This window comes from Hymenobacter crusticola, assembly GCF_002154225.1.
Classification (GTDB): domain Bacteria; phylum Bacteroidota; class Bacteroidia; order Cytophagales; family Hymenobacteraceae; genus Hymenobacter; species Hymenobacter crusticola.
The window spans coordinates 98025-111208 of sequence record NZ_MTSE01000012.1 but is presented as its reverse complement, the minus strand read 5'-3'; the positions used below and the strand labels follow the sequence as shown (position 1 = coordinate 111208).

General features: G+C 57.8%; 8 protein-coding genes. 1 reads left to right on the top strand and 7 read right to left on the bottom strand.

The window, feature by feature from the left end; translation table 11 throughout:
* Positions 1 to 14: 14 nt before the first annotated feature.
* The gene (locus BXP70_RS19555; protein WP_086595809.1) at positions 15 to 767 is read right to left on the bottom strand and encodes a LytR/AlgR family response regulator transcription factor; all 753 of its coding nucleotides are present in this window, start codon (positions 765 to 767) and stop codon (positions 15 to 17) included.
* Positions 768 to 835: 68 nt separating this feature from the next.
* The gene (locus tag BXP70_RS19550; RefSeq protein ID WP_086595808.1) at positions 836 to 1891 is read right to left on the bottom strand and encodes a sensor histidine kinase; all 1056 of its coding nucleotides are present in this window, start codon (positions 1889 to 1891) and stop codon (positions 836 to 838) included.
* A 455-nt stretch (positions 1892 to 2346) separates the two neighbouring features.
* On the opposite strand from BXP70_RS19550, the gene BXP70_RS19545 reads away from it, so the two are divergent.
* Positions 2347 to 5001: a TonB-dependent receptor domain-containing protein gene (locus BXP70_RS19545; protein ID WP_086595807.1), complete on the top strand. Its 2655-nt coding sequence runs from the start codon at positions 2347 to 2349 to the stop codon at positions 4999 to 5001.
* Positions 5002 to 5101: 100 nt separating this feature from the next.
* On the opposite strand, the gene BXP70_RS19540 is transcribed toward BXP70_RS19545, so the two are convergent.
* From BXP70_RS19540 to BXP70_RS19520, 5 genes are all read right to left on the bottom strand, one after another.
* A complete protein-coding gene (locus tag BXP70_RS19540) occupies positions 5102 to 5983 on the bottom strand; it encodes a rhamnogalacturonan acetylesterase (protein ID WP_086595806.1) in 882 nt (293 codons plus the stop codon).
* A gap of 15 nt (positions 5984 to 5998) precedes the next feature.
* Entirely contained in the window at positions 5999 to 6796 is a 798-nt protein-coding gene (locus BXP70_RS19535) for a rhamnogalacturonan acetylesterase (RefSeq protein ID WP_086595805.1), read from the bottom strand.
* A gap of 271 nt (positions 6797 to 7067) precedes the next feature.
* Entirely contained in the window at positions 7068 to 10139 is a 3072-nt protein-coding gene (locus tag BXP70_RS19530) for a M4 family metallopeptidase (protein WP_143436587.1), read from the bottom strand.
* Between the two features lie 670 nt (positions 10140 to 10809).
* The gene (locus BXP70_RS19525) at positions 10810 to 12024 is read right to left on the bottom strand and encodes a hypothetical protein (protein WP_086595803.1); all 1215 of its coding nucleotides are present in this window, start codon (positions 12022 to 12024) and stop codon (positions 10810 to 10812) included.
* A complete protein-coding gene (locus BXP70_RS19520; RefSeq protein WP_086595802.1) occupies positions 12021 to 13139 on the bottom strand; it encodes a DUF2157 domain-containing protein in 1119 nt (372 codons plus the stop codon). The genes BXP70_RS19525 and BXP70_RS19520 overlap by 4 nt, the downstream gene beginning before the upstream one ends.
* Positions 13140 to 13184 lie beyond the last annotated feature (45 nt).

Genomic DNA, 13184 nt, shown 5'->3' with positions numbered 1-13184 from the left:
GGTGCAGCCTAGGCTTACGTCCAGCGGCTCAGGAACTGGTTAAAGGGCTCCTTGTATTGGTCGCCGACGGAGATGGTGGCGGAGCCAATCTGCACAGTGTTGCGCGTCACGGCCCGGATCTTATCCAGCGCCACGATAAAAGAGCGGTGAATACGCATGAAGTAGCGAGCGGGGAGCTTGTCTTCCAGCGCTTTCAGGCTCGTGAGCGACAGCAAGGGCTTCGAGCCGTCGGCCAGGTGCACCTTCACGTAGTCCTTTAGGCCTTCGATGTACAGAATCTCTCGGAAGGCAACGCGCACCAGTTGGTACTCTACTTTCAAGAACAAGTACTCTTCCTCGGGCTCTGGCGCGGCCGGCGCGGGCAGGGCAGGGGCGGCGCTAGGCAATTGCAGCACTTCGGCGTACGACTGCGCCTTGGTGGCGGCGCGCAAAAACTCCTCGTAGTTGAAGGGCTTCACCAAATAATCTAGGGCATCAACCTTGTAGCCATCGAGGGCAAACTGGTGAAAGGCCGTAGTGAAAATAATGCGCGGACCTAGGCCCGGCTTGCCTTTATCGAGCACCCGCGCCAGCTCGATGCCCGTGAGGTCAGGCATTTGGATGTCTAGGAAAATCAGGTCGACGGCTTGCTCTTGCAGCCCGCGCAGGGCTTCCACGGCGCTGCTGTAGCGGCCCACCAAGTGCAAAAAGGGCGTTTGCTCAATAAAAGCGCAAACCATCCCTAGGGCTAGCGGCTCATCGTCGACGGCAATACAATTTAAGGTCATAGAAAAGTAATGGAGTAGTAGAGTAGCTGAGTAGGGCGAAAGGCAATAGCTGAAGCTTTGGCTTGGTACTACTGCACCTGCAAGGTGAGAACCACTTGATACTCATGGTCGCTGGTCGACTCGGTGGTGGTTAGATGGTAGCGCTCAGGATAGAGCAGGTCGAGGCGGCGGCGGGTGTTGGTGAGGCCAATACCGCTGCCCATGTCGAAGCTGAGGGCTTTTTTGGGGAAAAGCGTGTTGCGTACTTCCAACGCTAGCTCGGTACCGCACTGCTGCACGCTCACGTGAATCTGGCTAGGTTGGGTGGCACTCACGCCGTGCTTGAAGGCATTTTCTACGAAGGGCAGCAGCAGCATGGGCGCTACGGGCACGTCGCGCAGGGGCTCGGGCTTGTTGAACGTGACGGTGACTTTATCCGTCAGTCGTAGCTGCATTAGGGCCATGTAATCCTGCAAAAACGCAATTTCCTGACTTAGTAACGTGGTGCTAGCTTGGGTTTCGTAGAGCACGTAGCGCATCATGCGCGACAGGGTATGCAGGGCCTGGCGGGCCAGTTCCACGTTGATGGCCGTGAGGGCGTAGATGTTATTAAGCGTGTTGAAGAAGAAGTGCGGATTGATCTGCGCCTTCAAAAACGATAGCTCAGTTGTGGTGCGCTGCTGCTCTAGCTCTTGGCGTAGCTGGGCATCGTGCTGCCATTTCTGCACGACCGTGGTGCTGGTGCTGATGCCGAGCACCAGCAAGGTGATGAGCAAGGTGCCTAGGTCGACAACGCGGGGCGGACGGGGCGGGCCGTTTGGGCGCGTCAGCTTCTGAAACAGCTCCGGCAAGCGCAACCAGTGCTCTAGCTGGTAGCTGAAAAAGCAAACCGCCGCCGTGGCGAGCAGTCCTACGAGAATAAACCAAAGGGTACGCTCGCGAAACAACAACCTAGGTACCCACACCAGCGAGTTCAGGTAAAACAAGCCAATCCAGATAAAAAATAAGCTCGCTTGCTTCACCCAGAATTGGGGCGGCAAGGGGTGCCAGCGGGGCTGCAAAAGAACCAACGCCAACCCCAGCACAATCCAGACCAGCACGTGAGTCAGCGGCGAAACATAGCGCCGCATGGACGAAAAAGCCATTTTGAGGGAAGAAACAGATACGGCACGCAGAATGAGTAAGTAAACTTACGTGCTGCCGCGCATAAGCAACGAGCCGACCGGCCACAAGCCCGATTCCACCGACCAGCGGGAGCATTTTATGGTTAGGCTAAAATCAAGCACGTCAAAAAGCTACGGGAACACGTAAGCAAAATCGTAGGACTCAGGCAGGTACTCCCACCAGCCCGAGCCGACAGTGGCTACAACGGTGGAAAGGCGGCCTCCATCGGCATTCCCGACCGCGCGGTCTACTTCAGCTTAGCGGCCTGCATCCGCGCCGTTGTTTTGCCGTACGTAGCGCATAAATAAATACGCTTCCGCAAGCCTCTGGCTGCAACGGTTACCTGCACTACGCCGTCGTATGGCTCGCAACTTCCAGCACGCATTCATAATTCCCCTTCACGTTAAGCCCACCGTTTTGGCTGGTTAAGTAACCTATGAAAAAGATTTTATCTGTTTTAACATTAGCTAGCTACTCTGCCCTGGCACAAGGGCCGGCGGGCGGGGCCAGTGGCACGCCGCCACAGCCCGCTCAGGCGGTGCTGTCGGGTACGTCGACGGCGGCTGGTAGCGGCAAAATCACGGGTACCGTGGTGGACGCTGCGACCAAGAAGCCGGTGCCGTTTGCTACCGTAGCCCTAATCAATACGGCCACGGGCAAACCCGTCGATGGCGCTTCCTGCGACGATAATGGCAAGTTCAACATCAGTCAAGTAGCCGCTGGCACCTACCAGCTCCAGGTAAGCTTTTTGGGCTACAAAACCGTAGAGCGTGGCCCGGTGGTCGTGACGGAGCGGGGGGGCACGCTGAACCAGGGCACCATCGAGCTAGGTGCTACTACGCAGCAGCTCGGCGAGGTAGTGGTGCAGGGTCAGAAGCAGCTGATTGAAGAGAAAGTAGACCGCCTGATTTACAACGCCGACCAAGACGTGACGGCCAAGGGCGGCGACGCAACCGACATCATGCGGAAAGTGCCACTGCTGGCTGTGGACCTCGATGGCAACGTGACGCTGCGCGGCTCCTCCAACGTGACGGTGCTCATTAATAATAAGCCCAGCACCATCGTGGCTAGCTCGGTGGCTGATGCCCTCAAGCAGATTCCGGCCGACCTGATCCAGACGGTGGAAGTAATTACCTCGCCCTCGGCCAAGTACGATGCCGAAGGCTCCGCGGGTATTATCAACATCGTGACCAAGAAGAACACCCTAGCCGGCAAAACCCTGAACGTGGACGTGGGTGCCGGCAACCGGGGCGCGAGCCTGAACCTGAACGGTAACTACCGCAAGGGCAAAATGGGCTTCAACCTAGGGGGCTTCGGCCGGAGCCAATACAATGTGCGCGGCTCGTTCAGTAACGACCAAACCACGGCAGGCACCACCAACACCAACAGCCTGAACACAATTCAGACGGCGGACACGCGCAACCGAGGCCTGTTTGGCAACTATCAGCTCGGCTGGGACTACGACATCACGGAGAAGTCGTCGTTGACGGCCAACATCCGCTACGGGGTGCGCAACAACATCACGAATCAGGATAACCTGATTACCAAAACGTTTTTGCTGCCTACGAACACGTACCAGAGCGGAAACATCCGCGACGTGCAAACGAAGGACCTCTCGGGCACGGTCGATGCGAACCTGACCTATACCTACACCTACGCGCCACAAAAAGAACTCAGCATTCTGGGCTTGTACAGCCGCAACAACCGCACGAACAACTTCGTGGCCGACCTGCTGACCAACGACATTCTGAGTGGGCAGCGCAACAACAACGAGAGCTACAACCAAGAATCCACGATTCAGATCGACTATTCGACGCCGCTGCAGAAAAATCAGTTGCTGGAATTCGGGGGCAAGGGCATCTTCCGGCAGGTAAATAGCGACTACAATTACTACCAGACCCAGCGCGCCACCGGCATTGAGCAGGTAGATGCTAGCCGCCTCAGCAACTCGCTGAACTACGACCAAAACATCACGGCTGGTTACCTGACTTACACCTACACCAGCAAGACCAAGTACACGCTGAAGGCTGGTGCGCGCTACGAGTACACCTTTATCGACGCCCGCTTCAGCAACAACTCCGAAGGGTCGCTCGGTACCATTCCAAACTATGGCAAGCTGATTCCGAGCGTCAACCTGTCGAAAAGCTTCGAGAAGGGGCAGACCCTCAAGCTTGCGTATAACCGTCGCCTCCAGCGGCCGGGCATTCAGTTCCTCAACCCCAACACCAACTTCGCTAACCCCACCAACATTACGACGGGTAACCCGTACCTAGCACCCGAACTCACCGACAACGTGGAGCTAGGTTTCAGCACCCAGTTGAAGGCGTTCTATATCAACGCCTCGGTGTTTGGGCGGCGCACCAACAACTCCATTACCAGCGTGCGCGACACGTTCAGCGTCCGCTCGAACGACCCCGTGAACCCCGTGTTGCAGCAAGGCATCCGGACAAGCTACCAGAACATCGGCCGCGAGGATAACTACGGGATTAACCTGTTCACCAACGCTACCTTCTTCTCGAAGTGGCAGATTGGGGGCGGCATCGACCTCTACTACGCCGACCTGACCAACAACGTGGCCAACTCCATCTACCGGGCTTCTAACTCGGGTTGGGTAATTTCGGGCCGTTTGAACAGCAGCCTGACGCTCCCGAACGACTGGACCATTCAGGCGTTTGGTGGGGCCCGGGGCCGCCAGGTGCAGCTGCAAGGCTACCAGGGTACGTTTGCATTCTACAACCTAGGTATCCGCAAGCAATTCAACGAGAAGCGCGGTAGCATCGGCCTCTCAGGTGAGAACTTTGCGAACTTCCCCTTCGTGGTGCGCTCCGAGCTCACGTCGCCCATCCTGAGTCAGAAGACGAAAACCAGCTTCTACAACGCGGGCGTGCGCATCAACTTCAGCTACCGCATCGGTAAGATCGGGGTAGATCAGCAGCAACCCCGCCGCCGCCGCCGCTCCATCGAGAACGATGACGTGAAGGGCGACGGCGACAACGGCGGCAGCGAAGGCGGTGGCCAGCAAGCCACGCCAGCGCCTGCCGCACCACAAGGCGGTGCCCGACCAGGCGGCCGACCAGGTGGCCGACCCTAGCCCTTACCACGCCCAAAACGAAAGAAGCCACCTAGCTAGGTGGCTTCTTTCGTTTTCTGTGTAGTCTAACCGCAGCAGTGGTCAGTAAGCTAGGTAGCGACTATTTCTTCGCTAAGTACTTGGTGAGCGGGCACTTCTTGAGCTCGCGCAAGCCTTCCACTACGGCGGTGGCGTTCATTCTAGCGCCGGCCTCGATGGTGTGGGTATGGTCGGTGGTGTTGAAGTACGTGGCTTTCACTTTCTCCTCGCCTTCCTTGTCGTACTTGTCGGCAATGATCTTGTTAAGGTCAATGAAGAAAGCGCCGCCTTGCTTGGCCGCTTCGCCGGCCCACTGGCCGTAGTCGGTGCTAGCGCGGTTCACCTTGCCCGCGGTCCAGCCGTTGCGCGGAATGGGCGAGCAGACCACCGTCGTAGCCCCTTTGCCCTTGGCTTCGCTGATGAATTTGCGCATGTACCAGCCGTAGGAGTGCACCACTTCCTGCTTCTTGGTGATTGGGTTGTACACGTCCTGGCTTTCCTCGCCCACACCTTTGATGGTGCCGCGTGCCCGCGCCGTGTCGGCTAGGGGGCCGTTGTCATTGTGGCCAAATTGCATGATGACGAAGTCGCCGGGCTTAATTTTGGTCAGCACCTTTTCCCAGTGGCCTTGAGTTTGGAAAGTACGGCTGCTGGTTCCTCCGAGGGCATCATTCTCGACATGAATACGCGTCGTGTCGAAGTAGGCGCCGATGTAGTTGCCCCAGCCCCAGAGGCCGCCGTCGCCCTTGCCTTTGCCGTTCTTCACGGTGGAGTCGCCGATTAGGTAAAGGGTCGGTTTGGGAGTAGCCTTAGGAAGTGTGAAGGAGCAGATCAACAGCGTGAGCAACAGCATGCTCACCGCCGTGCCGATCAGGGCAACTAGCTTGGCAGTAGCACTCAGCCGGGGCGTAGTGCCACCTAGCTGTTCATAAGAGGCTAGGGGGAAGGTGGTTTTCTCGGGCATATATTAGTCGGTAGGCTAGCGTTTCGCCAAGTATTTATTGAGCGCAATTTTCTTGTTGGCCTTGATGCCATCCACCACTGAGGCGGCATTGACTTGGGCACCGGCTTCGTTGGTGTGGGTGTGGTCGCCGGGGAAGAACTTCTTCACCTCGTCCGGACCTAGCTTGTCGTACTTGTCGGCCGTGATGCCATTGAGGTCGATGAAGGCCACGCCTTCCTGCTGAGCTACTTCCGCGGCCCACTTGCCGTAGTCGTTGCTGGCGCGCTGCACTTTGCCGTCCTTCCACTCGTTGCGCGGAATCATGGACGCAATGATGGGCGTGGCGCCTTTGGCTTTGGTTTCGCGCACAAACTTGCGCAGGTAGTAGCCGTAGGTATGCACCGTTTCCGGGTGGCCATCGGGCCAGGTGAGTTGCTTGGTTTCCTCACCGGTGCCTTTCAGCACGCCGCGCCGACCAGCCTTAGTCGTATCGGGCGCGCTGCCTTCGTTGTGGCCAAACTGCATGATGACGAAGTCGCCAGGCTTGAGCATAGAATCCACTTTGGTCCAGCGCTTCTCCGAAATAAACGTGCGGGTGCTGCGCCCGGCCATGGCCCGGTTCACGACGGCCAAACGGGTAGTATCGAAGAAACTAGCTATTTTACTACCCCAGCCCATCTGCGGCGCATTGGTGTTGCGCACCGTCGAGTCGCCGATGAGGTAGAGCGTCGGGCGCTTTGGCTTCTGGAAAGCGGCCAGCAAACCCAAGAGCACAAGCAGCGTCACCACTGGGAGGGAAGATCCAAGACGACGCCGGAAAGAAGGTTTTTGCATGGGAGGGGAGGGGAAAGGGCTGGGCACCGCGCTTGCAACGATCGGCAAAACTGCGCCCGTACACGAAAATGAAAGAAGGAAGTATTGTAGCGGAAGGTAGCAGCAAAACGAGGGCTATTGCCTCCTGTAGTCTCCTGCTGAGCGGAAGCTAGTCTCCAGTTGAGCACCAAGAGGCCAAAAGCTAGGCTAGCTCTAGCTCCTAAGGGAATCAAACACAAACACCCCGAGTCAGCGGTTGACTCGGGGTGTTTTACTGTCTGGGTTGTTTGCTTTACTCCTTGATAATCTGGCGAGTTGCTGTACGCTGGCCGTTGGTGGCGCGCAGCAAGTATGTGCCCGAAGCTAGGGTGCTGATATCAATGGTACTGCGCTGGCCGGGCGTGATTTTCAACCCGGTGCGTATGGGGCGACCCATCAAGTCGTAGAGGGTGGCTTCGGCAGCTAAGTCGGCTTCGAGATGGAGCTCGTTGCGGGTTGGGTTGGGGTAAGCGGCAAAGCCGGCGAGTTCTAGCGTTTTAGGTGCCGTGGCCAGTACGCGCTGCCCTTGGGTAAACCACACGCCCCATTTCGCCTCGCTGATGAGCACCGCCGGATTGCCGCTGGGTTCGATCTTGCTGGTTTGCAGGCTCGTTACGGCCACTACCGTGTCGCCATCCATAGTAAGAGCCGTGAAGAGCATCTTATCGTCGTTTTTGCTGAACGACGGCGTACCGGCCACTTCGCTTTCCTCATAAATGGGCTTGATGTCGTTAGTTTCCAGGTTGGCGGCCATCACGTAGAAGGGGTAGGCGCCGCCGTTTTCATCGAGCAGGTCGAAGGCCATGATGTTGCGCGAGTTCTTGGCTAGCACGGGGTTGCCGATGCTGATGCCGTCGGGCAGGTTTTGCACCAGTTTCTCAATGCGGCCGTCGCCCCAGGTGTTCTGAGCATTGTTCCACACCCGCAGGAAGCCAATATCCCAGTAGCTGAGCGCAGTGCCCTGCGCGTTGCGGATGGCGTTGAAGGAGTCGTAGATCAAGTATTCGCCCGAATAGTCCCATTCTAGCGCGTCGGCGTACATGACGCCCGTGGCGCGGCCGCCGGCAGTAGTTGGCAAGTACAGCTTGTAGCGTGCCATCTGGTTGGTTTTCAGATTGAAGACGTAAATCGACGTGTCTTTAGCCATCGTTACGGCAGCTAGCTTCGAGCCGTCTTTTGAAATCACGGCGTTGCTCCAGATGGGCTGATTCTGCACGATTGATTCGGTGGGCGAGTTGCTGAGTTGAAGCGCCCGGATGCGGTGGGTCGCATCCACGAACACGGCCACATTGCCTTGGTCGGTGATGCTCGGTTTTGAAATAGCTTCCGTATTGGAGAGCCGGCTAAAATTAGAGGCTTCTGTGTTGGAAATGAACCACGTACCCTGGGTGCTGGCGTCGGTATCGTAGGAGAGTATGTAATCCTGGCCGGGGTTGATGGGTAGATTGTGGCCAGGCGTTGGTTGGGAAGTGCCGTTCAAGATGCCAACAGCATCGAAGGCGGCGCGGGCGGCGTTTACTTCGGTAGAGCTAGCTCCGTAAAGGTCGGTAGCAGCCTGAATGACCCCTAGGCGCAAGTCGAGAAACTGCGAAGAACGCGTGAGGTAAGTGGTGAGGGTGCGGTACCATACCTGCTCGGCGTGTTCCTTTCCGATGGCGGTGGCAAACTTATAGAAGGCCCAGTTCGGAATGCCGCTGTTGATGTGTACGCCGCCATTGTCTTGCGAGCCGGTGTATAGCTCGCTCATAGTGCGCGGCTGGAAACCCCGGTCGTTGAGGCTGCCACCGCCGTTGTGCGGGTCTGATAACGAGCGCAAAGTCCCGCTCGGAAAGGAGCTGCGCTTCACCACGTCTTCGCCAATATTCCAATCGTCGCGGTCCATCATGGCGCCAAACACGTCGGCGAAGCTCTCGTTGAGGGCGCCGCTTTGGCCTTTGTATTCGAGGTTAGCGGTTTTTTCTACCACGCCGTGGGTCATTTCGTGCCCCGCCACATCAAGGCCGCCGGCGAGGGGTGAGAAACCTACGTTGCCTTCGCCGTAGGAAATAAAGCGCCCGTTCCAGTACGCATTGTCGAGGCCGGTGCCATCATCGTCGGCCACGCGCACCATCGAAATCATCGTGCCGCCCTGGCCATCCAAAGAGTTGCGACTATGCGTGTTGCGGTAATAGCTGTAGGCAATGCCCGCGTTGTAGTGCGCCGAAATAGCCGATTTCTGACCAGCTGCCCAAGTATTATTGGCGCTGTTGACGTGGGTAATGACGGCCTTATCGCCGTAGGTATTGTTGGCGTCGATGGTGAGCAGGCCCCCCACCGGCTCGTCGGGCAGCTTCGATTGCCCTAGGTTGAACATCGCCTGCGAGCCATCTAGCAGGTAAAACTTGCTGCTGTACTCGTAGGTGTGCAGGCTTTGCGTTTTGCCGTTGAGATCAACGCCCGTGGCCGTGCGGGGGCCGTCGGTCGTGCACGACGACTCATATTGTTGCAGCACGGCGCCGGTGCGGGCATCCACAAACGACTCCCAGCGCTGCACGAGCGACGGCCGCGTGGTAACGTGCCAGGCCAGCACTGGCGCGCTGCCCGGCGTCGCGTGGAAGATCACCAACTCCGAGCTAGGTCCCGCGTAATGCAGCAGGCGTTTGGCGTCGGCCGAGAGCGTTTGCACTTTGGTTTTGGTGCGCAACTGGGTTTCGGCTTGGGAGGCAGCAGTAGCGGCGGGCAGCGCTGGCGTTGTGTTGGTGAGCTGACTCGGCGAGCGGAAGTATCGTCCGCTGAGCAAGTTGGCTTGCCCTTGCGCATCCAGGTGGACCACGATTTCGGAGCCGTATACGGGCAAGCCTTTCCACGTTTGGGTTAAGCGTACGTGGGTCTGACCTAGGTTGTCGCGCGAGGCTTCTACCACCCGAAACTCCTGCGCGGGCTGTTGTACCCCCAGCTCCTGCCGCACTTCTTGCAAGAAGGTGAAGCTAGCGGCTTCGGGCGTAGTGGGCTTAGCGGCGCGGCTGCTGGTCTTTGTGTTAGCTTTCAGCATCACCGGCAAGCCCGAATCCTGGGCGCGGGTAGCTTGCACAACACGCGAGGAAGTACCCGTGGCTACGGGGCGCGCTAGTGTCTGGAGGTGCGGCGTGACAGGAAGGGCCTGCGGAGTGCGCGCCGCCGCTGCGCTACCATCAATCACGATTTGCGCGTGGGGGCGTTCTACCGGCGCCGCGTCGCGCTTAGCCGATTTAAACGCTTTGGTTGGAGTTTGCGCTTGGGCAGCGCCGAGTGTGCACGTAGCGGCCACAACAGCCACAAGTTGCCAGGGGCGTAAAGAGGGTTTCACCAGAAAGGAATAGTAAAAAGCGTGGATAAAGGAGCGCCAGGAGTCGTTTGAAAACGACCCAATAGAGCAAGATTCAGAAAGGAAGAGTGGAGGCAGTTAGCGAGCCGGGATGCTGTTGCTAAAGCTAGTGGAAGCGACGATGAGCAACTAGTAGGAAGGCTATACAGCGTAGGGGCAAGTTGCCTACAGCTGGGCCTAGGTGCTTCGCTTCAATGAGTACTAGGTGCCAGAGGAATGCGTAATGCGCTGTTGGTTAGAAGTTAGCATAGCTGGTAAGGGTAGGGAGAAGGTCGGGTTTTCGCTTGCGGCACTAGGCTCGGGGCAGCTAAGCGGCATGCTTGTAGACAAGAGGCCAGAGGGGCTGCGCTACGGTACAAAAGTAGTAGCTAGCTCCCGCACCCCGCAATCACATAATCGGGTGAGGCTGAGCCGGAAAACCCTGGATGGGAGGGTGCGCACAATTGCACTATGGAGCGTAGGCAACTGATCCGCTGCCCCGTTATTACTCGCAGCCATTACCTGCTAAAAAGGCGCAATGCTGCTCGTTTCTGGCCGCTGAGGCCTACGGCTGTAGCTAGGCGGCCTAGAACTTAGGGATACGCTGTTGGAAAGTTAGCGCAAGCAGAAAGCACGAGCAGTCTGGCTACCGAACCTAGGCTAGCCAGTCGTTTTAGAAGTTGCCCGTGGCGCCGCCTCCGCCTGAGTTGCCGCCCCCAAACTGGAAGCCAGGTGCCGGGGGTGGCGCCACCGAGGCTGTCTGGGCAACGATCAACGATTCTAAATTTAGCAGGGGCGGGGTTTCTTCGTCGGCGGCAGCGGTGAGGCCGTGGCGTGGGGTGCGCAAATAGCGAATAGCGCCCGCAGATAGCGTAACGAGCACCACGCCGGCTAGGGTAGCGGCTACTTCGGGCGGCAGCAAAGACCGGTAATAGCGCAGTGTGTAGCAGGAAAACCCAACGGCCAACAGTCCCACCCACAGCCAAATCCGGTCGGGGCGCCGCAAGCCTACCACAAGGTACACCAGCGGAATAACGGCCGTGAGAATATAGAACAGCGGCGCAAAGGGGATCTGGACGGAAGTGAATAAGCCCGCCAGCGTCGCATTGCCTTCGCGCACCACGAGGTAATTGCCACCTAGGTAGAAGGTGGTCAAGGTCGAGGCCTTCAGCCAGCCAAAGCACCGCTTGTAATACAGATAATCGGTGCGGCGCGCGAGCTTGCGCAAGAGAGTATACGCCACGAACGCCGCGCCCATTAGGGCAAACGGGAGCAATAGCCGCCCAATGCTGAATTGCAGCAGTACGTTGGCAATCAGTAGCAAGTAGGTGAAGTAGGCCACCACAGCCACGAGCCAGTCGGCGTAGCGGATGGTGGCGACCAGCAGCACGGCCAGCATCGGCAGGAGCAGGAGCAGCAGAAAGGGGTTTGCCAGGGAAAAGCTGGAGCCAAAAGCATTCGGAAAAGCACTGTCTAGCAGATACCCTAGCAAAAGAGTTACCCAACCTAGCCCCATGTAAAGCAAAGCGTTATCTGACCCCGAATGGTACAAACGGGCGCTTTTGATACTGCCCTCCAGTACCAAAAAGGACGCAGTGGCACCTATCAAGCTCATAAGCTGAATGCCTACGCTGATTTTTAAGTGTTGCTCTAGCACGCTAAAAAACCAAAGGGCCGCAATACCAGTTGCCATCGAGCCTGCGATGACAGTAAAAATGAATTGGCCAATACGCAGAAGCATATGCGGCCGATGGTAGTCAAGAGGATAATCAGCCTCAATGACTTCGCGCTGTTTTGGGGTCAGTAAACCTAGCTTGCTCCACCGAGCAGTAGCGGCGTGCATGGCCTCGGCATAGGCCCAGGCTGGGTTGTAAGCTTTGCCGATCATGATGGGCGCAGAAACTTCTTGATGTTGACAAAGAAGGCCACGATGCCTACCGTGGTCGACATGATGTAGACCATAAAGACGAACTCGCTGAGTGCGCTGCCAAATGAGCTGTTGGTATGTAACCGGTCTATCAACTCAAAAACTAGGTACGTAACAACAGTATAGCCATAAAGCACACCTAGCAGCAAAAACACATAAGAGTAGGTGCGGCGGGCATACCAGATTAGAAAAGCGCTCAGCAGCAGAATAACAACGACAGCCACCGGCGCCGGTAGCCACGCTGGTGCGCTGGAGTAAGAAAATAGCGCCGCCGTAGCCGCAATAAGCGCCAAGTTGCTGCCCAACGACAGGTACGTAAAGGCAAAGTGGCGCTTTCGATTCTGAAACTCAGACCACAGGCCGGCCGCCACGAGCAGCAACCCTAGCTCCACGGCCGCTCCGGTGAGGCGCGGGTCGGCCGTGTAGTGTTGGGTGATAGCCGCCACCGGCGCCACGGCCACGCCCATCCACGAAGCCAGCGCCGTAATGGCCATCGACAGCACGCCGCGGTGGTCGAAGCGGTAAGCAAGCCCGAAGAACAGCACGGCGGGCAGCGCCAGCGCCAAGCCGTAGCGAGTGCCGAAGAACTGGTATTGGGCTTGAAGGTAGCCTTCCAACGTCAGGAACAGCAGGCAGCCTAGCAGCAACGCGTAGTCGGGGAGCAGGCCGGCTGGCTGAGGGTGGCCCCACGTAAACGGTGTCCGTTGTTGCACTGCATAGGCAAAACAAGCCGTCATCAGGAGGCTGATGCCCGCCACGATAACACTGTGACTAAGGTCATCGAGGTGCTGGTAGAGCAACACGCCCAGCCCGCCGCTCAGCAGCACGATACCTAGGTAGAGCAGCGTCCGCAGCTCGTAGTGCAAGGAAAACGGGCGCGCGCGTTCGTAGTCGCCGATGGCATTGGCCTGAGCAGGTGGCAGTAAGCCACGCGCCTGTAAGTCGGCAAGAAGCTGGTCGGATAGCATCGGGAACAGGCGGAAGGTGAACAGGAAAGGTACTAGCAAGGAGCTAGCCAGACGAGTTACGCCTCTCTCGCTACCACGAACAACGCCCCGGCGCTCCTCACGAAACATCGTTCGTTAAGGGGCACCGGGGCGTTTTGGTAAGACCTAGCTTTG

Coding starts and splice junctions, on each gene's coding strand:
- BXP70_RS19555 (WP_086595809.1), bottom strand. CDS start 767: ATGACCTTAAATTGTATTGCCGTCGACGATGAGCCGCTAGCCCTAGGG.
- BXP70_RS19550 (WP_086595808.1), bottom strand. CDS start 1,891: ATGGCTTTTTCGTCCATGCGGCGCTATGTTTCGCCGCTGACTCACGTG.
- BXP70_RS19545 (WP_086595807.1), top strand. CDS start 2,347: ATGAAAAAGATTTTATCTGTTTTAACATTAGCTAGCTACTCTGCCCTG.
- BXP70_RS19540 (WP_086595806.1), bottom strand. CDS start 5,983: ATGCCCGAGAAAACCACCTTCCCCCTAGCCTCTTATGAACAGCTAGGT.
- BXP70_RS19535 (WP_086595805.1), bottom strand. CDS start 6,796: ATGCAAAAACCTTCTTTCCGGCGTCGTCTTGGATCTTCCCTCCCAGTG.
- BXP70_RS19525 (WP_086595803.1), bottom strand. CDS start 12,024: ATGATCGGCAAAGCTTACAACCCAGCCTGGGCCTATGCCGAGGCCATG.
- BXP70_RS19520 (WP_086595802.1), bottom strand. CDS start 13,139: ATGTTTCGTGAGGAGCGCCGGGGCGTTGTTCGTGGTAGCGAGAGAGGC.